A 24,997-nucleotide genomic window follows, 5' to 3' on the forward strand; every position below is an offset into this window, starting at 1 on the left:
AACGTATGAATTGTGAGGGTGGTGAATAGCTTGTTGAAGAATAGGATAAACGTTAACATAACAATCTTTTTTATTTGCTTATTGCCTTTTATTATGGTGATGGGTAATTCGTTATTTATTCCGTTAATTCCTCATATTCAAGCAACATTTCAGTTAACAACTGTAGAAAGCGGATGGGTATTAACGAGCTTCTCTATTCCAGCAGCTTTGTTTGTCCTTGTAGGTGGGATCATTTCTGATCGATTTGGACGAAAAACGATAGCGATTGTAGGGTTAGTTCTAATTATTATAGGCTGTGCTATATCAGCTGTTTCATTATTTAATGTTAATCATGTATGGTATTGGTTGATTTTGGGTAGAGTTCTACAAGGAATTGGAGCAGGGGTTGTTTCGCCACTTGCACTAGCTTTTGTAGCTGATTTATTTGAAGGACAAAAACGGATGAAAGCTATAGGAGGTATTGAAGTATTTAACGGTGTTGGAAAATTAGTTAGTCCTGTTATTGGTGGTCTTATTTTATACGTTTCATGGAATATCAGTTTTGTCATTTATTTATTTGTTGCAATGGTAGCATTAGCGGGGATTTATATAGCTGTAAATAAAGATACAAAAATAAAAAAGCGTGTCTCGTTAAAACATACCGTCGTTGAGATATTAAGAATTGGAAAAACTAATTGGCGGTGGCTACTACCGATTATATATGGTGGTGGAGTCGGGATGTTTTTATTATTTGGCTATTTGTTTTATTTATCGTATCTTGCTGAACAGCATTCTCCTTTTCCAAATGAATGGAATGGAGTAATTGTTGCATTACCACTAATCGCTTTAGTTGTTTGTTCCTACATGATTGGTCAGCGGTTAAAAAATAATACAGATTCTTATAAAATCATGATGATTGTGAGCGTGTTCGTCATGATTACTGGTACCCTTAGTTTATTTTTACAACACTCATTTTTACTAACTGTGATAGCGATGTTTATATTCTCTGCAGGTCTTGGTTGTTTTCTCCCAGCTGCAAATGCGGCACTTTCAGTTGTTGTTACAGATCAAATGAGAGGTACGATCTTTTTCGTTTTACTCAATGATTCGCTTTTTAGGTGTGGCATTTGGACCAATCATATTCGGCGTTTGGATGAATGACTCACAACAATTAGTATTTTCATCTTTCTTTTTTATAAGTGTACTAGCCTTATTTATGGCGTTAAGTTGGTCATGTTTTCCATTCATTCACCAATGTTCTGATGAGCATTTAACACAGATATAATAAAAAATAAGCAAAAAGTCCCTTTCTTTATCTTCTGAAAAGGTGTTTCTTTAAAGCAGGGATTGTAGTTTGAATGATGAAGGAGTCGATGAATTCAAATGAAGCAAATATTAACAAGAGGTTTTTTGTGTTTTTTAATAACGGTTCTTTTACTGCCATCAGTAGCTATGGCGGACGCAATGCCAGGAGATGTGATCGTTACACTAGGAGAAGATTTAAGTGAATCTCAAAGGCAGCAGTTAATGAATGAAATGGGTGTTACAGAGGATAATCTGATCGTTTATGTGACAAACGAAGAGGAGCATCAATATTTAGGTAACTATATTGCTGCAAGCAGAATTGGTTCAAACGCCTTATCCTCATCAAAAATTACATTAACGGAAAGTGGTTCAGGGCTGTCTGTAGAGACGAACCGAATTGATTGGATTTCAGATGAAATGTATATGAACGCACTCATTACAGCAGGTGTAGAGGACGCTGATATTTATGTGACAGCACCGTTTGAAGTATCAGGAACGGCAGCTTTAACAGGGCTTTTAAAGGCGTATGAAGCGGCGATGGAAATTGAAATCCCTGAAGAACAAAAACAAGTTGCTAATGAAGAAATGGTCAAAACAGGTGAATTAAGTCTTACTATTGGTCCTGAAAATGCGACTGAACTAATGAATCGAATTAAAGAAGAAATTGGTGATGACCCAATTGAATCGGAAGAGGATCTACGTGCTTTGATTCAACGAATCGCTAATGAAATGGGTATCACATTAACGGATGAAGAGTTGAATGGACTAGTATCGTTATTTATGCGAATGAAAGATTTAAATATCGACTGGGATCGGGTTCAAAATCAAATCACAAAGGTTCGTGATAACCTTGGAGACTATTTAAACCGTGAAGATACTCAAAGCTTTATTCGCAGCTTCCTCGATTTTGTAAATCGGGTAATTGACGCGATAAAAGGTTGGTTTAATTAGCCATAGACTTAGGGTAGTAAGGTGCTTCTATTTAGAAGCACCTTACTATTTATCTAAATAAATGAAATAACTCGCTTTTTTACGGGAAATGAGACCAGAAATTTAGGGGACATACAACTAGTGGTTCGTAAATCAATCTTATGAATGATTCACGGCTAAACTATTTTAGACGGTATTGAAACCTTCCAGATAATAAATCGTATATAATTAATGGATTGAGAAAAGGAGGTCGATTACCATGCAATGGTTAGATTCGGAGACAATTGGTTTTATATTTGTTTTTTTAGGGACTTTATTTTTGATCGGTGAATTATTTGTTAAAGCGAAAGGGATCTTTGCTATTCTCGGAATTGCTATTATGGCAACATTTTTTTCCTATCATGTTTCAGCAGATGCTGGTTTATGGGTTGTCATTTTATATATTATAGGCCTATTACTAATTATTATTGATGGTAAAGTCATCACAGATGGTACGATAGCGTTAATTGGTGTTATATTGATGATTGTTGGATTGTCGATTCCATCTCCAACCTTTTTATACGGTGTGTTTGTCTCAATGGCGTTTATTTTAGGAGGATTTAGTTCTTTGTTATTTTTAAAAGTTTTCCCATCAAGAGAACTGTGGGCAAAAATGACATTAAAGGATCGTTTAACGAGTGATTTAGGGTATAATTCAATTAGTGATGAATATAAGGTGTTAGTCGGTAAAAAAGGTCGTACCATTAGTCCATTTCGCCCAACTGGTTCAATTGAGATCGACGGTCGCCAGTATAGTGCAACAAGTGGTGGACTTTGGTTAGAGGTTAATACTGCAATTGAAGTAACGTCTGTTGATGGAACACGAATTGTTGTAAAACCTTTGGAAGAAAAAACAGAATAACATTTTCATGTTCAAAAAGTCGATAGAGGGAAATCCGAACTGTTTTAAGTTCGGATTTTTCTTTGGTTAAAATACTTTAAGTCCTAGCATCTTTTCCCTTCCTAATTGTTTGTTCAAAAAAAACGATGATAGTCGTTTGTTATTGATTTTGGTTAATCGACTCTTTTGAACGCGGTAAGGGAATAGTGCGAATACTAAATATAATCATCGTTATACTAAAAAGGAGAAACCATATATAGTGCAGGTCAAGCAATAAAGCATCTATCCAAAAGAACGCTACTGTCGGTAAAGTCATGGCATGTGCACTTACACTCCACATATGTCGATACTCAAGTTTACGATTTTGTCGTAATAATAAAGCGAATAGAGCTATTATTGTAACACCGAGGTAAGCTGTTCCAGCTAATATAACGTATAAAAGTATGGTAACGATAGTAAGCAATAATGGCAAAAAGTTAGAAAGTTGATCAACCCGTTCAATAACATCGCTGTTTGTTACATTATTTAATCCTAATAAAGAATAGGATAGGGAATATGATTCATTAGCACTATACATTTCAATTGTGTGCTGCGAAAAGATAATTACATGTTCACCATGATAATCGTGTTCTGTCAATTGTTCATGTGGATCAAGAATAAGCGATCCAAGTTGGTCATTATACAATTCTATGTAGGTTTCGTCATTTTCTAGTGTTAACTGACCATTTTCAATTGAAAAAGTAGGAAGACCGATATGGATCGTCTCTTTCAATTGGTGAACGGTATTGTAAATCGTAACATTCATGATAATTAAATAAGGTAAGCTTGCTACAAAGACGAGAAACAAAATATGACCAAGAGTGTTTGTAATTGGTCGAAATCGACTATAAGCAATCACCTTGAATTGATAGAAGCTTTTATAAAACCAACTCATAAAACTCATACAAAGGATACGCCCCTTTCGATGTGGCAATACTATATATCCTATCAAAAATAGTTTCATTCGTCATTTAAATTAATTAAAAGTGATTTAAAAAGGAAGAAGCGTCGCTCATTTTATGAATGTCAGGTAAAAAATATAAGGAATTTTGATGAATTATGAATTTTGTGTTTACAAAGCGTTATAAAATACTTAATAATAGACTAGGTGTCTATGTTGAGCTTTGTCGAATATAAAGAGAAAAATAAGCGACATGACTTTCAAATGAAGGGATGAGGATTTTGGATTTACAGACGCTCTTGTTCATGTTTTTCGGTGGTCTAGGAATTTTCTTATTCGGTATTAAGTTTATGGGGGATGGTTTACAGAAGGTAGCTGGGGAGAGACTACGTGACTTACTTGACAAATTTACAACAAATCCTGTTATGGGGGTTTTTGCAGGGATATTTGTGACTGTCTTGTTACAGACGAGCACAGGGACGACCGTTTTGACAATCGGGCTTGTTAATGCAGGTTTTATGACCTTAAAGCAAGCAATTGGCGTAATTATGGGAGCGAATGTTGGGACAACTGTAACGGCGTTTATTATTGGAATTAAAATATCAGCTTATGCACTGCCAATTATCGCCGTAGGTGCGGCGCTTATTTTCTTTATAAAGAATAAAAAAGTAAACAATTTTGGACAAGTTATCTTTGGTTTTGGTGCATTGTTTTATGGGCTCGAATTAATGGGTGACGGTATGCGTCCATTGCGTGATTTACAAATGTTTACTGATTTGACGGTAAGCATGAGTGAAATGCGGCTTTTAGGTGTATTAATTGGAACAATTTTTACAGTTGCTGTTCAAAGCTCGAGTGCATCAATTGGTTTATTGCAACAATTATATGAACAAGGAGCAATGACGTTACAAGCTGCCTTACCCGTGTTATTTGGTGATAACATAGGTACAACGATTACTGCGGTGCTTGCGTCAATTGGGGCATCGATCTCAGCCAAACGTGCAGCTTTAACACATGTTATTTTTAATTTAATTGGTACAGTTATCGTATTATTATTATTTATTCCTTTTTACAATTTAGTATCATTTTTATCGGTTGAACTAGGATTATCAGAAAGAATGCAAATTGCTTTTGCTCATGGAATTTTTAATGTTTCCAATATGCTTATACAGCTTCCTTTTGTCGCAATTTTAGCAATCATCGTGACAAAACTGATACCTGGGGAAGAAATTAATATTGAATACAAGGCAAAGCATCTTGATCCACGCTTTATTGGGAGCTCCCCAGCAATTGCATTAGGACAAGCAAAGCAGGAAGTATTACGTATGGCGGAGTTTTCAGAAAAAGGCTTAGCTGAAGTGAGCCATTATTTAGTAAATGGACAAAAAAGACATGCTGAATTGGCGGTTCAATTTGAAGATGCGATTAATAATCTTGACCGAAAAATAACTGATTACTTAATTCAAATATCTTCTCGTTCGCTATCCGAACAGGATTCAAAGCTACATTCAGTTCTGATGGATACGGTACGCGATATTGAGCGAATTGGTGATCATATTGAGAATATTGTTGAATTAAAGGATTATCAAAAAACAAATAAAGTACAACTAACGGAGAATGCAATCGCAGACCTCCAAGAAATGTGCGATTTAACTTTGTCAACATTACAAGAAGCGATTCAATCGTTAGAGCATCTTGACCTAGATATGGCTAATTCTGTTGTTGAAAAAGAAGAGCAGATCGATAAAATGGAGAGAAAGCTAAGGAAGAAGCATATCCAACGTGTGAATGAAGGGCAATGTTCTGGCTCAGCGGGAATTATTTTTGTCGATATTGTCAGTAACCTGGAACGGATTGGGGATCATTCCGTTAACATTGCAGAGGCTGTTATAGCTGAAGACGATTAGTCGTTTATGCTACAGGCACGAGTCATGGATAAATGCAGCTATGACTCGTGTGAAATTTTTCATATCTTTTCTAAATAAGTGCTTGTCATAATAAAAAAATTGTGTTAATTTATGAAAGCAAGCGAAATAAGTTTAAAAAATATGTTGACTCTATTAAATACTCATGTTATTATAATTCTTGTCTTTCCGAAAATGATCCACAGTAGCTCAGTGGTAGAGCTATCGGCTGTTAACCGATCGGTCGTAGGTTCGAATCCTACCTGTGGACCAATTTGGCGGTGTAGCTCAGCTGGCTAGAGCGTACGGTTCATACCCGTGAGGTCGGGGGTTCGATCCCCTCCGCCGCTACCAATACATAAGATTTGGACCCTTAGCTCAGTTGGTCAGAGCAGTCGGCTCATAACCGATCGGTCGTAGGTTCGAGTCCTACAGGGTCCACCATTTAATGGAGGAATACCCAAGTCTGGCTGAAGGGATCGGTCTTGAAAACCGACAGGCGGGTTAAACCGCGCGGGGGTTCGAATCCCTCTTCCTCCGCCATATAATTAGTATTGGTCAAACACCTTGAAAGGTGTTTTTTTATTTGTACGAAATAATATATATTCTTATGTCAAGCTGGAAGTGTTGGGGTAGTAGTACTATTAGTATCCATGGCTTATTTAAATTCAAAAGCATTATTAGTTGCAACGATATTTAAATTTTGGTAATGTAAGTGTTGGAAAGACTTTTTAAACGTTTTTGTTTCATAAGTCTTTCGAAAAAATGAAAATCATTTGTAGGAGGAGATTTAAAATGGCTTACGAATTACCACAGTTACCTTACGCAGCAAATGCGTTAGAACCACACATTGATGAAGCGACAATGAATATCCACCATGGTAAGCATCATAACACGTATGTAACAAAGTTAAATGATGCCCTAAAAGGACATGATGAGCTTGCTAGTAAGAGTGTAGAAGAACTTGTTTCTAATCTTGATGCAGTTCCTGAGAATATCCGTACTGCAGTTCGCAACAACGGTGGTGGACATGCAAACCATACGTTATTCTGGCAGCTTTTAAGCCCGAACGGCGGCGGAGCTCCATCTGGCGAATTAGCTTCTGCAATTGATGAAGCTTTTGGTAGCTTTGATAAATTTAAAGAAGAATTTGCAAATGCCGGTGCTACACGTTTTGGTTCAGGGTGGGCTTGGCTAATCGTTGATGGCGGAAAGCTTGCTATTACTAGCACACCTAATCAAGATACACCTTTAATGGAAGGTAAAACACCTATCCTCGGCCTTGATGTATGGGAGCATGCTTATTACTTAAATTATCAAAACCGTCGTCCTGACTACATAAATGCATTCTGGAATGTGGTAAATTGGGATGAGGTTGCAAAGCGCTTTAACGAAGCAAAATAATGTCAGCAATTTATTGGAGCACAAGCTAAAAGGCTTGTGCTCTTTTTAATTAATAATAGCTGATTGGGGTTAGATTTGTTCCGGCTAGATACTCAACCTTCTTATGAAGCTCACTATCAGAAAGATTCAACCGTCCACTACACCCATGTTCAGATTAGTGTGTACGTATTGTTAGAGCTCATAGCATGATCGTGATAAATGATAAAAGCTCAAACAGTTGTGTGTATAACGTCATTTGAAGGTGACACACTAACTGTGAGGGTGGTGGAGTTAGGTGAGGATATCGGTCATTAAGAAGGTCATTGGTGATATAGAAATAACTAGAGATTTAATTTTGTTACTGACTATTGGTGGTCTTTACTCATTAAGTGTTGCATTATCAAATACATTTGTTAATGTATATTTATGGAAACAATCCGGTGAATTTATTGATTTAGCCTTTATAATTTGGCTTCTGTTATGATGCAGCCGATTGCATTTATTACAGCTGGTAAAATCGCAAAAAGAGTTGATCGCGTGATCGTACTTAGGACAGGTGTAATTGCACTCGCGATATTTTTTACAACTGTTTTAATGCTAGGTGACCGTGCAAATTCGTTTCTAATTGTTTTAGGCTTAATGATTGGTCTTGGTTTTGGCTTTTATTGGCTTGCCTTTAATGTATTAACTTTTGAAATTACAGAGCCTGAAACGCGAGATTTTTTCAATGGCTTTTTAGGACTATTAACATCATTTGCAGGAATGATAGGTCCGATTATGTCAGGGATCATCATTACAAGAATGGATAAGTTTACAGGTTATACGGTCATTTTCACGGTTTCATTAATTTTGTTTGTCATTGCTGTATTAATGAGCTTTATGATTCAAAGACGTTCAGCAGAAGGTCGTTTTTATTTTAGACAAATTCTAGCAGAACGCAAAAAAAATGCGAATTGGCGACATGTACTACATGCCCACTTCTTTCAAGGGCTCCGTGAAGGTACGTTTATGTTTGTGATCGTCGTTTGGGTGTATATTGCCACAGGAAGTGAGCTTGCAATCGGTACATATGGCCTTGTGGCATCAGGAGTACAATTTATCGCTTATTATGTGGTGACAAGGGTTGTGAAATCAACTCGGAGGAAACGATTTATTTTCATCGGAGGGACCATTCTTTATTTAGCCATTTTCATTATTGTCATAGGAGAGTTGACGTTTGCTAAATTAATTACGTATGGTGTTATTATTTCTATGGCGTATCCGCTATTGTTAGTTCCATATGTTTCCTTAACGTATGATGTTATTGGTAAAGGGTGGAAGGCAGCTGAAATGCGGGTAGAATATATTGTTGTAAGAGAGTTGTTTTTAAATACAGGGAGAATTGTCTCGGTATTAACATTTATTGCGACAGTTACCTTCTTTTCTGAAGAGAAAGGGATACCAACCCTGCTACTAATCTTAGGTGCGGGTCACGCCTTAATTTACTTCTTTGTTAGAAAAATTGATTTTAAACCTAACAACGGAGGGGAGAGTTATGCGTTTGCAAGGCAAGATAAAGGTGAGGGAGATTCAGGTAGTACAACTGTTTAGAGGCGTTCCGTTCATTTGACAAAGCTAAAACTAATGGTATAATAAAGTCAAATACTATACGACTGCCTGCCGTGTTAGTCAGCTTCACCTTGTTTCGAACCTTGAATTAAAAAAGGGAGTTTTATATTAAATTTTGGACAGTAAGCCAACGTGTATTGGACATTGGAAGAAATTTTGCGAACACCCACCTACTTACTGTAGGTTCATGAAACAAATGAAGCAACGGCATACGCGGGTTTACACTTTTAATCGAATAGACACCTTATTTAGGTGTCTATTCTGTTATGTAAGGAGGAACTGGATGTGGGGAGAACGAAAAAGGGAAAGAAGAAACATCATGTTCCTGTTCGTTTGAATGTACTCTTTTTTGTTGTATTCGCCTTGTTTGCCGCACTCATTTTACGATTAGGAATGGTGCAAATTGTCCAAGGTGAGGAGTATGTACAAGAATTACAGCGAACGAGTAATGCCACTGCTCGAATTGATGCTCCTAGAGGCATTATGTTTGATCGTTACGGGCATGTTGTCGTTGATAATGAGTTAGAGCTAACGGTTACGTATACGAATCCATCTCATCGTACAAGTCATGAAGAAATGTTAGATGTAGCAAAGGAATTAGCTAAATTGCTTGATCTGAACGAAAAAGACATTGATCGAGTAACTGATCGTGACATACGTGATTACTTATTAATTAATATGAGCAATGAAGAGAGAATGGAGTTAGTAACAAAGGAAGAACGTGATGGTCTCGAAAATTCAGAGCAATATTTGCTGGAAATTGAAGCGATCACAGATGAAATGGTTGAATCTGTTTCCGAACATGAAAAGAAAATTATCGCTATTTTTAGAGAGATGGTACGTGGCTACGCTAATACGCCGCAACGTATTAAGCGCGATATTACAGAAGAGGAAGCACATCGCATTAGTGAACATCTATATCTACTTGACGGTGTTGATATATTAAGAGATTCTCGTAGGTCCTATATATATGGGGAGTCGTTCTATGGTCTATTCGGCACAACAAGACAAATTCCAAGAGAGAAGCTCGATGGCTATTTAGCCCGTGGCTACGAACGCTCTGATATTGTCGGAACAAGCTTTCTAGAAGAACAATATGAGGATGTATTACGTGGACAGAAGGCTGTCGTTGAAAGTGTCATGACCCAATCTGGCGGACAGATGGTTGAACGTGAAGTAGAAGAACGTATCGGAAAAAGAGGAAATGACCTCGTTTTAACATTAGATATGGAGCTACAGCAAGTTCTCGAGAAGGCAATTGAGAAAGAAGTCACGCAAGGATCGCCATTTATTTTAGATCGCTCAGCATATGCTGTATTTATGGATCCGAAAACAGGTGATATTCTTGCAATGGCTGGCTATTTCGATCCACACGATCGCGAGCCCACGACCTATGCTGACCATATTGGGACGGTTAATAAATTGTTTGAGATGGGTTCTTCTGTGAAGGGTGCTAGTGTATTAACGGGATATCAAGAAGGTATCATTTCACCTGGAACTCAGTTGAACGATCGAGTGATTCGATTAAATGATGGTCGAGGCGGCTACATTGAAAAAGCTCGAATAACCGCGCAACTTACGGATGGGTAACTGATCGCAAGGCCTTGGAAGTGTCTTCAAACGTGTATATGTTTGAGATCGGACTTCGAATGGCTGGCTGTTATAATGCCAACACTTCAAGCTGTTCGTTCCCTATTGCGGCTACGCAAGATGCTTTTGACCGGGCACGGTATTCATTTAGCCAATTCGGGCTAGGGGCAGAAACGGGTATTGATTTACCTTCTGCATCAAGCGGTTTTCATGGTGAGGGCGTAAATCCTGGTAGTTTAGCCGATCTTATGATTGGACAGTATGATAACTATACAACTCTTCAATTAGCACAATATGTCTCAACGATCGCTAATGATGGCTATCGAATGCAGCCGCGGCTTGTCAGTGAAATTCGTGAGCCGGTAACTGATCGAAATGAACTTGGGGCCATTGTTCAACAATTTGAACCGAAAGTGTTGAACCGGATTAATAATACGGATCAAGAGATTACTCAAGTACAGAATGGTTTTCGTGATGTTGTGACAAATAGAGATGGAACTGCAAATAATATCTTTCGCAATAAATCATATAATTTAGCTGCTAAAACCGGAACTGCTCAAGTTCGGATTGCCGTTGGTGAACCAGGGAACAGACGCATTGTCGAAGGGAACAATCAAACGTTTGTTGGTTATGCCCCGTTTGATGATCCTGAAATTGCTTTTGCGATTATTGTTCCAGACGTGAAATTGACTAATCGCGGTGGTCGAAATCGTATGGCACAAAGTATTGCCGAAGAAGTATTAGATTGGTATTTTGAACGTGAGAATGCCATGCGTCATGGTCCTATTAAACCTGATGAGCCTCTTCCTGAGGTTGTTGATGGAGAGGATACGATCATTCAATAATAGTAAAGAAACAAGCAAATTTCCTAGTTGGTAATTTGCTTGTTTCTTGTTGATTGAATGGGGCTTCGTTCATGTTAGAAGAGATTTTCGTGGAATACTACACAGTAATTTTAAGGGAACGACCCTCAATTTGCTATGTTATCAACTCGACAATTTCTTCGATGCTCATTTCACTAGTTACTTCATATTGGCCCGTTTTCAATCGGTGAGATAGTTGATTTGTTGCAACATACGATAGAAAATCTTGCTCGTTTTCAATGATCTGGCCTAATTCCAAATGTTTGGCCACATCATTACTTGTCATACCTGCTGATATTTGTAAAATCATCACATATGTTGCTTCGTTTAACTCATCTTCATCTGTATTATTTTCGCCAGCCTCTTCTAACTGCGTTTGCAAACTAGCGAATTCCTCAGCATCTAACACGACATAGTTTTCGTTTTCTAACCGTTCAATCAAATCAACAGTTGCCATCATAGGTTTCTTTGTCTCGCCGCTTCCTTCGCTTGTATCCTCTTGTTCATTTGTAAAGTAGAGTGCACCGCCAATAAGGGCTGTTGCAAGAAACAATCCACCAGCAAATTGTTGTAATCCACTAGATGGCATTATAACTCCCCCTTTTTCCCTTGATCGTTAATATATGGACGTAATAAACGTTCAACTTCAATAACGGTTAAACCTGTGTGTTCAGCGATACTCTCAAAATCCCAATTCTGAGAATATAAGCTAATCACTTCACGTAAAAGCTGCTGCTGTGAGCTTGATTTTGCTTGTTGCACAAAGGCTGATTGTTGTTCCTTTAATCGTACTTCGCCCTCTAGTTTTTTAAGTTGCTTCTTAAGCTGATACATCTCCTGCATATGACGAATTGACAGGTCTTCTAATTGCTGTTCTAATTCACTCACCCGGTCTTTTTTAAAATAAGATAGAATAAAAAGAAGAAATGAGCTGCTCAATAAAACAATGATGATTAAATCTATCATAAATTTTCGCTGTCCTCTCTTTCTAGTAATGCTTCTATTTATTATACAGCTATCGATCATCACGAGAAACCCTATTTTTAAACAATTAGGTATGGATAAACGGTTACGTGAAAAGTCGATATTGCCGTAAAAATACATGCTGTTCGTCATTTCGTCTAGTTCCGACTAGATTTTATGACAAGAGACGTCAGACGAATGTTGGCGAAAAATATTTTTTTCTAAAGTTATGATTGTAATAGTAACCCTGTGACAAAATGAGACATATTCCACTTCTTGTTCCTTGCTTTGAAGATAGGTATGATGAAGCTAGGTTATGGAATAGTAGTTTCGGTAAAGGAGGGTTTGAATGAAGGCACTCATCATGACAGATGGTCGCATAAATGAGTTACATCCATTAACGAGTTTTGTTCCAAAAGCAATGCTGCCATTAATGCAAAAGCCAATCATTGAATATAAGTTAGATTGGTTAAAAAACAAGGCATAAAAGAGGTTATCGTTAGCGGTTATGAGCGTTTATCTTATATAAAAGAACATTATGGAAATGGAGAAAGGTTCGATTGCAAGATTACTTATATCCAACTTCGTCCAGACTTAGAGCAATTTATTGAACAGCTAAAGCCACTCCTAGATGAGACATTTCTTTTTGTTAATGGCGTTTCTGTAACGGATGTTGATTTAAAAAAAGCTAATCAGCTGCATATTAGTAGAAAAAGTCAATGTACCATTTTAACAAAGGACTCACTTCGTTCGAGGGCACATTCCATTATCGTTGATGAAAGTGGCTATGTGCGTCCTTTTGACAAAAAGAAAGAATTAATTGGACGTCCTTCCATACATACCGATATGTATATCATGGAACCGATAGCTGTGGAGTTATTACGTACGTTCGTTAAAAGAGGCCATATAGTAGACGACACACCTATTCTCGGGTGCTATGTAGATGGTTATTGGCAGCCAATCAATCAAATGGATGATTATCAACAAGTTCAGGAAGATATCATGTATGGTCATCAGTCCGACCAAGTTAGCTAATGCAATATGCAAGTAGAATTTCGGAGGTGCTAAGATGAACATCGAATGGTTTGACATCGTTCGTTCAATTGGAATTTGGATGAATGGACATGTTTCATGGTTGAAAGCTAAAGAATGGAATGTTTCGTTTCAGCGAGGTAGTGGAACAGCAATATTAAATGCTTATCATAAAATTTGGCATTTGCAAGTCACTATCGTAAAAGACTTAGCTGAGGTAAATGAAAACTCGGAATTAACGCTAATTATAAAAAATGGAACAAAGAATACGAAGCACGTTCGTCTTATCATTAAAAAGGATGAGCTCAATTCAAAGAGTACGACTGTATCAATGGTTTCGTCATTTAAGCAATCAATAGTCACATACGAGCAAAATCGGGTTACGTTGTTATCAACTTCATTTTTCCAAGATGAACATTATCAGTTAGCTGTTGGCGAGGAAGAAATAATTTGGAATGAGCATCTTGGGACGCTCAATTTATCACCGATTTGGCGAGGAGAGCATATTCGTATGGCTACCATTTCGTTAAGCTTAGACGGCTACGCTGAACGAGCAGGGCGTATTTGGTTTATAGAAGGGCAATGTGAGGAAGATTTGTATGATGAACACATGAATAAATGGTTGAAACATCAAAAAAATCCTGAGCAACGGCTATCCTAGAATAAATATACTTGAACGTTGGTGAAAGTTTTGCTATTATAGTCAAGTATGAACTAAGCACAGTTTGGAGGGATAGCACATGCGTGTACAAGTTACTCTTGCTTGCACAGAGACAGGAGATCGCAATTATATTACGACTAAAAATAAACGTACGAATCCTGAGCGTATTGAACTTAAAAAATATAGCCCAAGATTAAAGCGTCATACGCTTCACCGCGAAACAAAGTAAGCAGCTGGATTTTCCACTGCTTCTTTTTTCTTATATAAAGTAAGGAAGTGTAAACATGGTAAAGGGGGAGACATGTCGTGGAGGAGAAGAAGTTGTTACGGAAAGCAACGTTAAAGAAGCTTGAACAAATGTCTGATCAAGCCTTTGAAGAAAAGTGCAATTTGATTATCTCACAGCTGTTGCAATCCGCTCAATGGAAAGAACCTAATGTCATAGCGATAACGGTATCGACAAAACGGGAAATACATACAGCCTCTATCATTGAACAGGCATGGAAAGAGCAAAAAGTTATTGTTATCCCTCGTACTGATTTTCGAACTAAAAAATGGACTTTTATCAGATAAAAGACTGGAACGAAGTAGAACTGTCTAATCACGGTTTATATGAACCTATTAAGGAAAAGACAAAACCTTATTTTAGTAATGAAATTGATTTAATGATTGTCCCAGGCGTCGTATTTGATTATAATCGCTTTCGCATCGGTTATGGGGGAGGCTTCTATGATCGCTATTTATCTGCTTATGATGGTCAAACGATTGCTCTAGCTACTAATGAGCAAATGGTCCCCACTTTACCACATGAAGGACATGACTTACCTGTGCAAAAGATTTTGACTGAAAGTGGGTGGATCTAATTGCTTATCGCATTGCCCTACGTTGGTGTCTTTTTAATTGCCAGTTTTGCATGGTACTCAAAAAAATTAACGTTGTTTGGGACATTTGCGGCTATGTTTGTTGGCATTTCGATTACTTGGGGACTAGGTTGGATAGGACTGCTCACGTTAGGGCTGTTCTTTTTTAGTTCAAGCTTCTTAAGTTCTTTTAATCACCATCTTAAAAAAGAAGAAATTAATGAAAAAGGTAGCCAACGTGATGCGATGCAAGTTTTTGCGAATGGCGGGGTAGCAGCAGTTATGGCGATTTTATACGGAATCGTTGAAAACCCGCTACTTATTGTAGCTTTTATCGCTAGCTTAGCTGCAGCGAATGCCGATACGTGGGCTTCCGAATTAGGTCCGTTAAGCAAAAGGAAACCTCTGCACATTGCAACGTTTAAGCGAGTAGATAAAGGAACCTCTGGTGCGATATCCTTACTTGGAACGTGTGCAGCATTAGCTGGAAGCTTTGTTATAGCAAGTTTGATAGGTTTCGTTGAAATATCAAACCAGTTTATATTTTTTTTCATTATAAGTGTTGCCGGTTTTCTTGGGAATGTAATTGATACAGTAATTGGAGCGTACGGGCAAGTTCTTTACGAGTGTAAGCGTTGTATGTTGAAAACAGAGAAAAGGATTCATTGTGGAAAACGTACTGAGCATATTAGAGGATTTAAATGGCTTAATAATGATATCGTAAATGTAAGCTGTACGGCGAGTGGTGCAATCATTGCACTTCTTTTCGGCTGGCTGTTCGTTTAGGAGGTTAATTAAATGAAGCAACAAGATCAATATGAACGTTATTCAAGGCAAATGCTTTTGCACCAATAGGACGAGAAGGCCAAGAAACATTAGCAAAGAGTGCTGTGTTAATTGTTGGAGTTGGTGCACTTGGGACGGTATTAGCCAATCATCTCGTTCGAGCAGGGGTTGGTTTAGTTCGGCTCGCTGACCGTGATTATGTTGAAAAAAGTAATCTTCAAAGACAGATGTTGTTTGATGAAGAAGACGTTAAAAATTCAACACCAAAAGCAATTGCTGCTAAGGAAAAATTAGAGGCTATAAACTCTACTATTAAAATTGAAGCGTTCGTAACAGATGTAACAAAAGAAACACTCCCTGCTTTAATGGATGGTGTGGATGTTGTGTTAGATGGAACCGATAATTTTCAGACTCGTTTTTTATTGAATGATATGGCTTTTAAACGGGGAGTCCCGTTTGCCTATGGTGGTGCCGTTAGCTCACGGGGAATGTCTGCTCTTTTTGTACCTAATCAGACACCATGCTTACGTTGCTTTATTAGCCAAGGGGGAAATGATGGACAAACGTGTGACACGATCGGTGTCATTAGCCTGTTGTTGATATTGTAGCATCATACCAGGCTGTCGAGACTTTGAAATACCTCGTTGGTGCTGTAGGAGCATTACGAAATACATTAAAAAGCTTCGATATTTGGAGCAATCATCAATTTGATATGAAGTTGGAAAAAAGCAAAGAAAATTGCCCAACTTGTCAGAATAAAGAATACCCAGCCCTCCTAGAAGAAGACGATCATATAACGACGTTGTGTGGACGAGAAACGGTACAAATACATACCGGTCAAAAGTTAGACTTAACTAGTTGGTCTAAGCGTTTATCACAAGTTGCTAACGTAAAGGAGACTCCTTTTCTTGTTAGGGTCGAATTATCGAATAATGAAAGGCTCGTTTTGTTTCCTGATGGTCGAGTTCTCGTACAAGGAACAGAAGATATTTCAAGAGCGAAGTCCATATTTAGCCAATATATTGGAGGATAATGTAAATAGGAGAAAGGGATAAAAAAATGTTTCGTTACACATTAAAAGTAAAAGGAGGGCTTCTAATGTTGCAACGAATGATTTCTTTTATTTCTGTACTGATGACTGTTTATTTTCTGTATAAATTTCGCTACCGAGTTATAAACCTTTTTTTGAGCAAGCGTTTATTACGCAAGCTAGCAGTTAGCTTTGCAATGCAAATACCTTTTGTACGTGATAAAATTGTTGGTTCAGTATTACAATTTAGTCGACCATAAGCTGGATAAAGGGAGAAAGCGGCGTTTGCCGCTTTTTTCGTTGTTACATAATAAAAGCATTTATTTCATTTGTTTAGTATAATTGTACTTCAAGTAACGTATAGCAGAATATAACAGAAATCCGGTATCATGAAGGAGGTGATACATATGGATACGATAAGACTTACGTATTTATTTTGGCTACTAGTCCATGATTATGTTCATAAGAAAAAATGGAAAGTTCTATCCATAAAAGATCAGGAAGTATGGCTTGTAAATGAACAAGTGAATCCAAAGCAAATGATAAGGCTTGTTCGTCGTGAACTAGATTGGGCTGGGGAGTTAAGGAGAGATGTTGAAAAAGCAGCACTTGTTTTTGAACAATTGCGTCAAAGACTTCATTATCGCGAGGTTAAAGGGAAGAATATATATGTCTCACAGTATCCACCAGTTGATGATTGGGAAGAAATTAAGAAGCCAATAGCAGCCAATCAAAAGAAAAAGTCACGAGTGTACACCGTTATTTTAACAAAAGAGGAGATTGAAAAATCTAGTGTAAATGAGCTTTATTTTACTGATCAGGTTGAGCAGCTTGAACTTCATACATATTTAATAAAGCAAAACATTGAGCAAGTTTTCAAGGCACAAACAGAACAGGAAAAGGCGTTATTTCAATATGGAAAACCATTTGTAACGTATATTCTTTTAGGGTTTATTGTTATTATGTTTGGAGTTATCGAGTGGTATGGAAGTAGCACAGATATTATGACTTTAATCAAGTTTGGTGCAAAATATAATCCAGCCATCGTTGATGGAGAATGGTGGCGCTTTTTGAGTGCGATGTTTTTGCATATAGGCTTGATACATTTACTAATGAATTCGTTGGCGTTGCTCTTCTTAGGGGGGACTGTTGAACGAATGTTTGGTACGGCTCGGTTTGCATGGATTTATTTCATTGCCGGCATAGTTGGTTCAATTGCAAGTTTTGCTTTTAATGCCAGTATTTCTGCTGGAGCATCAGGGGCCATTTTCGGTTGTTTTGGTGCACTGCTTTATTTCGGTTACGTACATCGCTCGTTATTTTTCAGGACTATGGGGATGAATGTTCTCGTTATTTTAGCTATTAACCTTGTTTTCGGCTTCGTTGTTCCCGTTATTGATAACGGTGCACATATTGGTGGATTAGTTGGCGGTTTTTTAGCAGCTGCTATCGTTCAACTCCCAACGCAAAAACGATCGAAAAAGTCAGCTTATTTATGCGTTTGTAACTCCAATACTCATTGTTGCTTTATTCGTATTTGGTTTATTTAATGAACAAAAGCTAACCAATGTCACGACAGAGCTCGTCGTTGGGCAAATGTATTTGCAAGAGGAAGAAGTCGAGCTTGCGTATCCGCATGTAAAGCGAGCTTATGAATTAGACCCAACTATGCCAGAGGCGGCATTTTTATTATCTGTTGCAAAAGCAATGAAGGGTCATTATGATGAGGCATTACCTTTATTAGAGGACACAATACGCTTAAAACCGGACTTTCATGAAGCCCATTATAATATGGCGGTTATTTATCTTGAGCTTGGGCAGTATGAAGAAGCACGGACAGCTATTGACCGTGCTATCGAGATAGAACCTAAAGAAAGTTATCTTGAACTTCAAAATAGCCTCATTCATTAATGCTTGATCGTTTGAATAAGCTGCACAGGCTCACCTTCTGGTGTACGGAATAAAATAAAAAAGTGATCAGTTGTTTTTGGAATTAGTATAAGCGGGACGGTGCTGCCAATTGGGTTTACAACCGTTCCGTCTTCTTGTGTAATCCCTAGAACGTAATGTTTATATAAGCCTTCCCACAATCCCCCTAAAAAAGCTTGTGACTGTTCTGTTGTTAATCCGGGTAACTCTTCATACTGAATAAACTCCGTTAGTGGGATTAAATCATACTCATCTTTAGGTAAATGGTAATACTCTAATAAGTCATCCCAATCATATTGTTGTTGTTGATCTAAATATAATCTAAAACCCTCTTACTCTCCATTGCTCCTCTGTCTCGGGTATGCGAAACGTCGTTAAGGGGGTAAGAGGCGAGTCTATGACATATAAACGGTCAAAGCTAAGGGCTTGTGCACTCCGAATGATTTCATTTGGATAATGGATTTCGGCATGATGAAATGTCACAACACGATAATGGCCACTATCGTCAGAGTCGAGCTTTTTTTCCATAGTGATCGTATCTGTGTTTTTCTTCCATTTTGTTTGAATATCCTTTAATAACCCATCTTCAAAGAGTAGTGAAATATCATGTCGTAAATATGCTTTTCCATCTAACGTTGAAGAAGTTTCCCAATATAGTGTGTATTCATCCTCATCTTTTGTGGAATCAAGCTTGATGGTAGAGTGTGTTTCAAGAAAATGTACATGTTCATCAATTGGAAAGAAAGTCAATGTTTCACGTAAAGGTTCGGGTCTTAAAGTATAGACGAGAAATAGCCCTACGAGAAACGATAAGCATAAAAAAATGAGTGCATATTTCCATTTATTCATTTGATGATCCTCCACTTTGGACAAACTGTTTTTGTCATGTATATGTTTTTGTGAAATAAATTATGACTAGTCTGTTTGCATGGATTTGGACTTATTTGCAAATAATCTATGTAAGTGGGGTGATCGTATGGAAAAAGTAACCGTTCATTATGAACAGAATATTGATTATGTGAAAAAAGAATTAGCCGTTGATGATAATTTCGATATCATTCATTTAGAGCTTGAACACGGTGGCAGAAAAATGAGTTTATTTCTCGTTGATGGGTTTGGGAAGGATATCGCCTTAACACAGGTTCAAAAACATTTAGCTAAATTAACTGTTGATGATTTAAAAGTAAAGCCGTTAGATAAGCTTGTTAAACATTCAATACCGTATGTTGAAATTGAAACAAGTGATGATTTAGATGAAGTGATAGATCAAGTATTATCAGGTCCTGCGGCTCTTTTCGTAGAAGGAGTAGAACGAGTTATTTTAATCGATACAAGGGAATATCCCGTTCGAGGGCCAGCGGAACCAGATACAGAGAAAGTCATTAGGGGTGCACGTGACGGTTTTGTAGAAACGTTAGTATTAAATGCAGCACTAGTAAGAAGACGGGTTAGAGATAGAACGATGCGGGTTGAATATGTGCAAGCAGGCAGAAGATCGAAATCAGATATGGCAATTGTATATATTGGCGATATCGCCGATCAGCATTTTGTAAAGAAATTGAGAAAGCGTTTAAAAAAGATTGACACCGATGGGTTTCCGATGGCCGATAAAAGTGTTGAAGAATATATTTTCGGTCATTCTTTGAACCCATATCCTTTAGTTCGTTATACGGAGCGACCAGATGTTGCAGCAACTCATTTATTGGAGGGTCACGTCTTAATTATGGTTGACGGCTCACCGAGTGTCATGATTACTCCTGCCTCTTTTTGGCACCATTTACAGCATGCAGAAGAGTACCGACAAAAGCCGCTTGTTGGAGCAATACATAGATTAATTCGTTATATTGCTGTTGGTGCATCGATATTTCTTCTACCTATTTGGTATTTGTTAGCAACCCATCAGCAGTTTGTACCAGAGGCTTTAAATTTTATTGGTGAGCAAGAAACAGGGGAAATTACGCTATTTATTCAATTTATTATCGCAGAAATTGGAATTGAGATGCTACGAATGGCGGCAATCCATACACCTAGTGCCTTAGCAACTGCGTTAGGTCTTGTTGCAGCAATCTTAATTGGTGAAGTTGCTATTCAGGTCGGATTGTTTTCACCTGAAGTTGTGTTGTATTTAGCTGCAGTTGCTGTAGGTTCTTATGCTACACCAAGCTATGAACTCAGCTTAGCAAATCGTATTGTAAGGCTAGCTCTATTAGTATTAACAGCCGCCTTTGGGTTAGGAGGATTCATAATAGGTATCACATTGTGGCTATTACTTTTAGTAGGTTACAAAGGATTAGGTGTACCTTATTTATGGCCATTTATCCCTTTTGATGCACATGCTTTTAGCGAGGTATTAATTCGAAAGGCTATGCCATATAAAAAGAGAAGACCAAATATCTTACACCCGAATGATCCTGATCGTTAAAAACAGGGCGACTTATCAAACAAATTGCGATCGAGAATTAATATTTCAGGTGTTTTAGGAGGAAGCACTGGCTTTGCGTTAGAATTTATGTCACCACGTTTTAACTGCTAAACACAGTGCTTCATAGTGAGTGTTCTTATTCATGCATATCTTTTTTATATAAGTCGTCTTTAATAAAAATGTCATTTTGATCAACTGCTTGGCTAGGGTGGGCAAGGACTAGACCAATAGCTGTCGGTTTGAGCGAATTAACAATCGTATACGCAATTTTATGTTTTGCCGCTTCTTGAATATAATTGGAATAATGTGGATATTGTAAGTCGCTATTTACATATAAGTGGGCATTCGGGTATTTTTTCATTAGGTCAATGACTTCAGAGTATGTTCCCTTCTTAAAAACTTGCCTTTTCGTTAATGAAATATAAATGCGTTCAATGATCGTCGAAAGAAACACATTTCGTTCCTCCGCTTTAATTTCTGGAGCTCCAAATATGCCTCGGTCTAATATATCTTTCATTTTTTTATCCATACGAATCCCTCCTTCAAATGATTGTCCTTCTTATCTTACCTTTTTCTTCATAGGATATAAAGAATTTATGTGGAAAAAGGAGGAACTGACCATGTGGTTATTAATGATTGTCATTCTATTTGTCTTAACGATCGGCTTAACGATGGGAGGTTTATTGGCAGCACCGAAATATCCTCCACGCCCTATATCTGTGGCTCTATTTGCAATCGCTTTTTTGCTTTTTTTGCTATATTGGGATGATCTTTGGAATGTTCATGCCGAGCTGGTTTGCTTTTCGCCTTGTTGAAATTCTCATATCAATCTTATCTCTTCTCATTATTATTGCAGCCGTTACACGTTATCATCCAACGTTAGGCTTTTTTCATCCAGAAGATCGAATCTTACCAATCTTACTTGCTCTTCTCTTCTTTTTCATGGGATTTGAATGGGGTATCATAGAAATGAGAACGTTTTTCACTTTGTTTGCAGGCTTTATATTCTTTGTAGCAATGGCAATGGGTATCGTCATTCAGATGCAAATTCGACAAATACTATGGCGTTCATCTTACCATGTATTTGCTCCTCTCATTTGGCTCCTTTTCGTAGGCATGCTTAAGCTGTTATAATAGATGTGAGGTGAATGTGATGAAGTCAATGTATGATGTTCGTCAATTGTTGAAAAAGTATGGAACATTAATTTATACAGGTGAACGTTCTCTTGATCTTTCATTAATGGAAGATGAATTACGAGAATTACATGAGTGGAAGATGATCGAGACGACATTATATATGCAAGCTCTTCACATCATTCGACAAGAACAGCGAATTGGAGAAGGGGTAAAGGGTGAATGAAAATGGACAAATGGTTTGTAGGCTGTGACATCGGCGGGACAACAGTTAAGCTTGCATTTGTAAGTGAAGACGGAGAAATTATAACAAAGTGGGAAATTCCAACGGATACTTCGAATGGTGGAGAAAATATTACAGTTGATATCGGACAGGCAATTAAAGATAAATGCTCCGAACTAAATGAGCCGTATGACCGTCTACAAGCAATCGGTGTCGGTGCACCAGGTTTTATTGAAATGGAGACAGGGTTTATTTATCATGCTGTTAATATTGGTTGGAAAGATTTCGCGTTAAAAGAAGAGCTAGAAAAAGAAACCGGTTTATCTGTAACGGTAGATAATGATGCTAATATAGCAGCGTTGGGAGAAATGTGGAAAGGGGCAGGTGACGGTGCAAAGGATTTGCTATGTGTTACCCTCGGCACAGGAGTAGGAGGAGGCCTTGTTATTAATGGTCAGATCGTTCATGGAGTGAACGGTATGGCAGGCGAGATAGGCCATTTGACGTCGGCACCTGAAGGCGGGCCCATGTAATTGTGGCAAAACCGGCTGTTTAGAAACGATTGCTTCAGCAACAGGCATTGCTCGTCTAGGTAGAGAAGCAGTACTTACTCACAAACAATCGTCATTAGCAAAAGTAGAGACGATTACGTCTAGAGAAGTGTTTGAAGCGGCCGCTTCAGGTGATGAGGTTGCAACGGATGTTGTTGATAATGTCTGCTTTTACTTAGGGTTAGCCCTTGCTAATATAGCCAATACAGTTAATCCTTCTAAAATTGTTATTGGTGGTGGTGTTTCAAAAGCAGGTGATAAATTACTTAGCCCATTAGAACGTGATTTCCGACGTTTTGCTCTTAAGCGCGTTGCCGAAGGAGCAGAATTTAAAATAGCCACACTAGGGAATGATGCGGGGGTCATTGGTGGAGCTTGGTTAGCGAAGCAAGGGTAAATGGAGTGTTAGCTTCCCTTTACGATTCATAAAGTAAAAATATAAAGCTATAAAGATTATTACTTTTTGGTAAAGGGGATAGATTTTATGGCACAGTATCGGATAGAGCGAGATTTACTTGGAGAAAAGTGCGTGCCGAAAGATGCTTATTATGGTATTCAAACGATAAGAGCAGTGGAAAATTTCCCGATAACCGGATATTCGCCACACCCTGAATTAATAAAAGCCTTTGGATTTATTAAAAAAGCTTGTGCATTAGCCAACTTAGAGATTGGAGCTTTAACGGAGGAAATTGCAGGTGCGATTGTGACAGCTTCGGAAGAGGTTATTGCTGGTAAATTTAATGATTCGTTTATCATTGATGCTATTCAAGGTGGAGCCGGAACGTCATTTAACATGAATGCAAATGAGGTTATTGCAAATCGGGCCATTGAATTGCTAGATGGGGAAAAAGGATCTTATATTCGTGTTAGTCCTAATACTCATGTAAATATGGCACAATCAACTAATGATACGTTTCCAACTGCGATCCGTATTGCATGCTTACGCTTAATTGATTCTTTATTAGAAGAATTGAATTTACTGATCGAAGAAATGAAGGATAAAGAGCACGAATTTGATTCCGTTCTAAAGATGGGACGTACACATTTGCAAGATGCTGTTCCAATCAAATTAGGGCAAGAATTTGGGGCATATCAACGAGTTCTTAGTAGGGATTTAGTAAGAATAAAGCGTTCTTTACAAAGCTTATATTCTATTAATATGGGAGCTACAGCTATAGGTACTGGATTAAATGCAGAGGTAGACTATATAAAAAAGTAGCCTACCATCTAGCAAAAGTGACCGGCTATCCGTTTAAAACAGCAGAAGATTTAATTGATGCTACACAAAATACGGATGCTTATACGGAAATTTCAAGTACTTTAAAAATAGTAGCCGTTAATTTATCTAAAATAGCGAATGACTTACGATTAATGAGCTCAGGACCTAAAACGGGGTTTCATGAAATTCATTTACCGGCAAGGCAGCCTGGTTCATCTATTATGCCTGGTAAGGTGAATCCGGTTATGTGTGAAGTAGTAAATCAAATTTCTTTTCAGGTGATCGGTAACGATCATACGATTTCTTTGGCCTCAGAAGCGGGACAATTAGAATTGAACGTAATGGGGCCTGTGTTAGTTTTTAATTTGTTGCAATCTATCACTATTTTAAAAAATGGAATACGTGTATTTAGAGAGTTAGCCATAAAAAATATAGAAGCTAATACAGAACGTTGTCGAGAGTTAGTCGAGCATAGTGTTGGTATTATTACCGCTATCAACCCGCATATTGGTTACGAAATGGCTTCACGAATTGCTCTTGAAGCAATTCAAACAGGTAACTCTGTTCGAAATATTTGTTTAGAGCGTGGTATATTGTCAGAGGAAGAACTGAAAGAAATCCTTGATCCTCATGAAATGACAAAGCCCGGAATAGCTGGAGCTCGTTTTTTGGAAGGGAATTAGAAGAAGAGGGAAAAGCCTAAAAGGTGTATTCTTTTAGGCTTTTTTAATGTTATAGAAAAGAAATCCATAAAAAATCAGGGTGATTATGACGTTTTCTTAAAAAATAATGAAACATTTTACGA

The 24,997-nt window shown here is 37.7% G+C and carries 29 protein-coding genes, 4 tRNA genes, 1 other RNA gene and 3 pseudogenes; 31 read left to right on the forward strand and 6 right to left on the reverse strand.

Features of this window, described 5'->3' with window-relative positions:
* Positions 1-30 precede the first annotated feature (30 nt).
* The 3 genes from JCM19034_RS00190 to JCM19034_RS00200 all read left to right on the forward strand — a co-directional run bounded on the left by JCM19034_RS00190 (position 31) and on the right by JCM19034_RS00200 (position 3,115).
* On the forward strand, positions 31-1,140 hold the full coding sequence (locus JCM19034_RS00190) for an MFS transporter (protein WP_062046346.1): 1,110 nt from the start codon (positions 31-33) through the stop codon (positions 1,138-1,140).
* 222 nt (positions 1,141-1,362) lie between these two features.
* A complete protein-coding gene (locus tag JCM19034_RS00195) occupies positions 1,363-2,235 on the forward strand; it encodes a DUF1002 domain-containing protein (protein ID WP_062046348.1) in 873 nt (290 codons plus the stop codon).
* Between the two features lie 238 nt (positions 2,236-2,473).
* The gene (locus tag JCM19034_RS00200; RefSeq protein ID WP_062046350.1) at positions 2,474-3,115 is read left to right on the forward strand and encodes an NfeD family protein; all 642 of its coding nucleotides are present in this window, start codon (positions 2,474-2,476) and stop codon (positions 3,113-3,115) included.
* A 139-nt stretch (positions 3,116-3,254) separates the two neighbouring features.
* Here the strand turns inward: JCM19034_RS00200 and JCM19034_RS00205 are convergent, their stop codons facing one another.
* Complete coding sequence (locus JCM19034_RS00205; RefSeq protein WP_062046352.1) at positions 3,255-4,037, reverse strand: DUF1189 domain-containing protein; 783 nt, start codon at positions 4,035-4,037, stop codon at positions 3,255-3,257.
* A 302-nt stretch (positions 4,038-4,339) separates the two neighbouring features.
* On the opposite strand from JCM19034_RS00205, the gene JCM19034_RS00210 reads away from it, so the two are divergent.
* The 10 genes and pseudogenes from JCM19034_RS00210 to JCM19034_RS23805 all read left to right on the forward strand — a co-directional run bounded on the left by JCM19034_RS00210 (position 4,340) and on the right by JCM19034_RS23805 (position 11,364).
* On the forward strand, positions 4,340-5,941 hold the full coding sequence (locus JCM19034_RS00210; protein ID WP_370621796.1) for a Na/Pi cotransporter family protein: 1,602 nt from the start codon (positions 4,340-4,342) through the stop codon (positions 5,939-5,941).
* A gap of 196 nt (positions 5,942-6,137) precedes the next feature.
* A tRNA-Asn gene (locus tag JCM19034_RS00215) sits at positions 6,138-6,209 on the forward strand.
* 6 nt (positions 6,210-6,215) lie between these two features.
* Positions 6,216-6,292 (forward strand) — tRNA-Met (locus tag JCM19034_RS00220).
* A 13-nt stretch (positions 6,293-6,305) separates the two neighbouring features.
* Positions 6,306-6,382, forward strand: a tRNA-Ile gene (locus JCM19034_RS00225).
* A gap of 6 nt (positions 6,383-6,388) precedes the next feature.
* A tRNA-Ser gene (locus tag JCM19034_RS00230) sits at positions 6,389-6,481 on the forward strand.
* 252 nt (positions 6,482-6,733) lie between these two features.
* A complete protein-coding gene (locus JCM19034_RS00235) occupies positions 6,734-7,342 on the forward strand; it encodes a superoxide dismutase (protein WP_062046356.1) in 609 nt (202 codons plus the stop codon).
* Positions 7,343-7,622: 280 nt separating this feature from the next.
* Positions 7,623-8,911 (forward strand): annotated as a pseudogene (locus JCM19034_RS00240) (MFS transporter).
* A 60-nt stretch (positions 8,912-8,971) separates the two neighbouring features.
* Positions 8,972-9,153: non-coding RNA, 6S RNA (gene ssrS, locus JCM19034_RS00245), on the forward strand.
* A 61-nt stretch (positions 9,154-9,214) separates the two neighbouring features.
* Positions 9,215-10,519 carry a penicillin-binding transpeptidase domain-containing protein gene (locus JCM19034_RS23800; protein WP_269431641.1) on the forward strand — a complete coding sequence of 435 codons (1,305 nt, stop codon included), beginning with the start codon at positions 9,215-9,217 and terminating at the stop codon, positions 10,517-10,519.
* A gap of 38 nt (positions 10,520-10,557) precedes the next feature.
* Complete coding sequence (locus JCM19034_RS23805) at positions 10,558-11,364, forward strand: penicillin-binding transpeptidase domain-containing protein (RefSeq protein ID WP_269431653.1); 807 nt, start codon at positions 10,558-10,560, stop codon at positions 11,362-11,364.
* Between the two features lie 133 nt (positions 11,365-11,497).
* Here the strand turns inward: JCM19034_RS23805 and JCM19034_RS00255 are convergent, their stop codons facing one another.
* Together JCM19034_RS00255 and JCM19034_RS00260 are read right to left on the reverse strand one after the other, a co-directional pair.
* Positions 11,498-11,971, reverse strand: coding sequence for an endolytic transglycosylase MltG (locus JCM19034_RS00255; protein ID WP_062046358.1), 474 nt, complete (start codon positions 11,969-11,971; stop codon positions 11,498-11,500).
* A complete protein-coding gene (locus JCM19034_RS00260) occupies positions 11,971-12,348 on the reverse strand; it encodes a hypothetical protein (RefSeq protein ID WP_062046360.1) in 378 nt (125 codons plus the stop codon). Before JCM19034_RS00260 ends, JCM19034_RS00255 begins: the two co-directional genes overlap by 1 nt.
* Before the next feature lie 346 nt (positions 12,349-12,694).
* On the opposite strand from JCM19034_RS00260, the gene JCM19034_RS21425 reads away from it, so the two are divergent.
* From JCM19034_RS21425 to JCM19034_RS00310, 12 genes are all read left to right on the forward strand, one after another.
* The gene (locus JCM19034_RS21425) at positions 12,695-12,832 is read left to right on the forward strand and encodes a sugar phosphate nucleotidyltransferase (protein WP_156323828.1); all 138 of its coding nucleotides are present in this window, start codon (positions 12,695-12,697) and stop codon (positions 12,830-12,832) included.
* Positions 12,811-13,380, forward strand: coding sequence for an NDP-sugar synthase (locus JCM19034_RS00265; RefSeq protein WP_062046362.1), 570 nt, complete (start codon positions 12,811-12,813; stop codon positions 13,378-13,380). The genes JCM19034_RS21425 and JCM19034_RS00265 overlap by 22 nt, the downstream gene beginning before the upstream one ends.
* 34 nt (positions 13,381-13,414) lie before the next feature.
* Entirely contained in the window at positions 13,415-14,038 is a 624-nt protein-coding gene (locus tag JCM19034_RS00270; protein ID WP_062046364.1) for a hypothetical protein, read from the forward strand.
* A gap of 79 nt (positions 14,039-14,117) precedes the next feature.
* Positions 14,118-14,267: a 50S ribosomal protein L33 gene (gene rpmG / locus JCM19034_RS00275; protein ID WP_003323811.1), complete on the forward strand. Its 150-nt coding sequence runs from the start codon at positions 14,118-14,120 to the stop codon at positions 14,265-14,267.
* Positions 14,268-14,359: 92 nt separating this feature from the next.
* A complete protein-coding gene (locus JCM19034_RS23810) occupies positions 14,360-14,611 on the forward strand; it encodes a 5-formyltetrahydrofolate cyclo-ligase (RefSeq protein WP_156323829.1) in 252 nt (83 codons plus the stop codon).
* Positions 14,593-14,901, forward strand: coding sequence for a 5-formyltetrahydrofolate cyclo-ligase (locus JCM19034_RS23815; RefSeq protein ID WP_062046368.1), 309 nt, complete (start codon positions 14,593-14,595; stop codon positions 14,899-14,901). Before JCM19034_RS23810 ends, JCM19034_RS23815 begins: the two co-directional genes overlap by 19 nt.
* Positions 14,902-15,684 (forward strand): DUF92 domain-containing protein, encoded by a 783-nt coding sequence (locus JCM19034_RS00290; protein WP_231686744.1) that lies wholly within the window; start codon positions 14,902-14,904, stop codon positions 15,682-15,684.
* Positions 15,685-15,788: 104 nt separating this feature from the next.
* A complete protein-coding gene (locus JCM19034_RS24390) occupies positions 15,789-16,292 on the forward strand; it encodes a ThiF family adenylyltransferase (RefSeq protein WP_370621757.1) in 504 nt (167 codons plus the stop codon).
* A 23-nt stretch (positions 16,293-16,315) separates the two neighbouring features.
* Positions 16,316-16,717, forward strand: coding sequence for a hypothetical protein (locus JCM19034_RS24395; RefSeq protein WP_370621758.1), 402 nt, complete (start codon positions 16,316-16,318; stop codon positions 16,715-16,717).
* Positions 16,718-16,782: 65 nt separating this feature from the next.
* Positions 16,783-16,974 carry a hypothetical protein gene (locus tag JCM19034_RS00300; RefSeq protein ID WP_062046370.1) on the forward strand — a complete coding sequence of 64 codons (192 nt, stop codon included), beginning with the start codon at positions 16,783-16,785 and terminating at the stop codon, positions 16,972-16,974.
* Positions 16,975-17,121: 147 nt separating this feature from the next.
* Positions 17,122-18,264 carry a rhomboid family intramembrane serine protease gene (locus tag JCM19034_RS00305; RefSeq protein WP_062046372.1) on the forward strand — a complete coding sequence of 381 codons (1,143 nt, stop codon included), beginning with the start codon at positions 17,122-17,124 and terminating at the stop codon, positions 18,262-18,264.
* A 52-nt stretch (positions 18,265-18,316) separates the two neighbouring features.
* A complete protein-coding gene (locus JCM19034_RS00310) occupies positions 18,317-18,625 on the forward strand; it encodes a tetratricopeptide repeat protein (RefSeq protein WP_062046374.1) in 309 nt (102 codons plus the stop codon).
* Here JCM19034_RS00310 and JCM19034_RS00315 read toward each other — a convergent pair.
* Together JCM19034_RS00315 and JCM19034_RS00320 are read right to left on the reverse strand one after the other, a co-directional pair.
* Positions 18,622-18,804 carry a hypothetical protein gene (locus JCM19034_RS00315; protein WP_062046376.1) on the reverse strand — a complete coding sequence of 61 codons (183 nt, stop codon included), beginning with the start codon at positions 18,802-18,804 and terminating at the stop codon, positions 18,622-18,624. The genes JCM19034_RS00310 and JCM19034_RS00315 overlap by 4 nt on opposite strands.
* Positions 18,805-18,964: 160 nt before the next feature.
* Positions 18,965-19,492, reverse strand: coding sequence for a hypothetical protein (locus JCM19034_RS00320; RefSeq protein ID WP_062046378.1), 528 nt, complete (start codon positions 19,490-19,492; stop codon positions 18,965-18,967).
* A 127-nt stretch (positions 19,493-19,619) separates the two neighbouring features.
* Between JCM19034_RS00320 and JCM19034_RS00325 the strand changes: the two genes are divergently transcribed.
* The gene (locus JCM19034_RS00325; RefSeq protein WP_062046380.1) at positions 19,620-21,065 is read left to right on the forward strand and encodes a spore germination protein; all 1,446 of its coding nucleotides are present in this window, start codon (positions 19,620-19,622) and stop codon (positions 21,063-21,065) included.
* A 136-nt stretch (positions 21,066-21,201) separates the two neighbouring features.
* Here JCM19034_RS00325 and JCM19034_RS00330 read toward each other — a convergent pair whose 3' ends face one another.
* Entirely contained in the window at positions 21,202-21,594 is a 393-nt protein-coding gene (locus JCM19034_RS00330) for a YueI family protein (RefSeq protein WP_062046382.1), read from the reverse strand.
* A gap of 91 nt (positions 21,595-21,685) precedes the next feature.
* Between JCM19034_RS00330 and JCM19034_RS00335 the strand changes: the two genes are divergently transcribed.
* The 5 genes and pseudogenes from JCM19034_RS00335 (at position 21,686) to aspA (ending at position 24,875) form a co-directional block, all read left to right on the forward strand.
* On the forward strand, positions 21,686-21,880 hold the full coding sequence (locus JCM19034_RS00335; RefSeq protein ID WP_062046384.1) for a hypothetical protein: 195 nt from the start codon (positions 21,686-21,688) through the stop codon (positions 21,878-21,880).
* Positions 21,843-22,199, forward strand: a complete 357-nt coding sequence (locus tag JCM19034_RS00340) for a hypothetical protein (RefSeq protein WP_062046386.1) — start codon at positions 21,843-21,845, stop codon at positions 22,197-22,199. The genes JCM19034_RS00335 and JCM19034_RS00340 overlap by 38 nt, the downstream gene beginning before the upstream one ends.
* A 19-nt stretch (positions 22,200-22,218) precedes the next feature.
* Positions 22,219-22,425: a YqgQ family protein gene (locus JCM19034_RS00345; RefSeq protein ID WP_062046387.1), complete on the forward strand. Its 207-nt coding sequence runs from the start codon at positions 22,219-22,221 to the stop codon at positions 22,423-22,425.
* Positions 22,426-22,427: 2 nt separating this feature from the next.
* Positions 22,428-23,370, forward strand: a pseudogene (locus JCM19034_RS00350) (ROK family glucokinase).
* An 87-nt stretch (positions 23,371-23,457) separates the two neighbouring features.
* Positions 23,458-24,875: pseudogene (gene aspA / locus JCM19034_RS00355) on the forward strand (aspartate ammonia-lyase).
* The last annotated feature ends 122 nt before the right edge of the window (positions 24,876-24,997 follow it).

The sequence above is a fragment of the Bacillus sp. JCM 19034 genome (genome assembly GCF_001310635.1).
GTDB lineage: Bacteria > Bacillota > Bacilli > Bacillales > Bacillaceae_D > Halalkalibacter.

Coding starts and splice junctions, on each gene's coding strand:
- JCM19034_RS00195 (WP_062046348.1), top strand. CDS start 1,363: ATGAAGCAAATATTAACAAGAGGTTTTTTGTGTTTTTTAATAACGGTT.
- JCM19034_RS23815 (WP_062046368.1), top strand. CDS start 14,593: ATGGACTTTTATCAGATAAAAGACTGGAACGAAGTAGAACTGTCTAAT.
- JCM19034_RS00325 (WP_062046380.1), top strand. CDS start 19,620: ATGGAAAAAGTAACCGTTCATTATGAACAGAATATTGATTATGTGAAA.
- JCM19034_RS00305 (WP_062046372.1), top strand. CDS start 17,122: ATGGATACGATAAGACTTACGTATTTATTTTGGCTACTAGTCCATGAT.
- JCM19034_RS00205 (WP_062046352.1), bottom strand. CDS start 4,037: ATGAGTTTTATGAGTTGGTTTTATAAAAGCTTCTATCAATTCAAGGTG.
- JCM19034_RS00345 (WP_062046387.1), top strand. CDS start 22,219: ATGAAGTCAATGTATGATGTTCGTCAATTGTTGAAAAAGTATGGAACA.
- JCM19034_RS23805 (WP_269431653.1), top strand. CDS start 10,558: ATGTTTGAGATCGGACTTCGAATGGCTGGCTGTTATAATGCCAACACT.
- JCM19034_RS21425 (WP_156323828.1), top strand. CDS start 12,695: ATGAAGGCACTCATCATGACAGATGGTCGCATAAATGAGTTACATCCA.
- JCM19034_RS00330 (WP_062046382.1), bottom strand. CDS start 21,594: ATGGATAAAAAAATGAAAGATATATTAGACCGAGGCATATTTGGAGCT.
- JCM19034_RS00300 (WP_062046370.1), top strand. CDS start 16,783: ATGTTGCAACGAATGATTTCTTTTATTTCTGTACTGATGACTGTTTAT.
- JCM19034_RS00320 (WP_062046378.1), bottom strand. CDS start 19,492: ATGAATAAATGGAAATATGCACTCATTTTTTTATGCTTATCGTTTCTC.
- rpmG (WP_003323811.1), top strand. CDS start 14,118: ATGCGTGTACAAGTTACTCTTGCTTGCACAGAGACAGGAGATCGCAAT.
- JCM19034_RS00335 (WP_062046384.1), top strand. CDS start 21,686: ATGTGGTTATTAATGATTGTCATTCTATTTGTCTTAACGATCGGCTTA.
- JCM19034_RS00235 (WP_062046356.1), top strand. CDS start 6,734: ATGGCTTACGAATTACCACAGTTACCTTACGCAGCAAATGCGTTAGAA.
- JCM19034_RS00255 (WP_062046358.1), bottom strand. CDS start 11,971: ATGCCATCTAGTGGATTACAACAATTTGCTGGTGGATTGTTTCTTGCA.
- JCM19034_RS00260 (WP_062046360.1), bottom strand. CDS start 12,348: ATGATAGATTTAATCATCATTGTTTTATTGAGCAGCTCATTTCTTCTT.
- JCM19034_RS00340 (WP_062046386.1), top strand. CDS start 21,843: ATGTTCATGCCGAGCTGGTTTGCTTTTCGCCTTGTTGAAATTCTCATA.
- JCM19034_RS00270 (WP_062046364.1), top strand. CDS start 13,415: ATGAACATCGAATGGTTTGACATCGTTCGTTCAATTGGAATTTGGATG.
- JCM19034_RS00200 (WP_062046350.1), top strand. CDS start 2,474: ATGCAATGGTTAGATTCGGAGACAATTGGTTTTATATTTGTTTTTTTA.
- JCM19034_RS00210 (WP_370621796.1), top strand. CDS start 4,340: ATGTTTTTCGGTGGTCTAGGAATTTTCTTATTCGGTATTAAGTTTATG.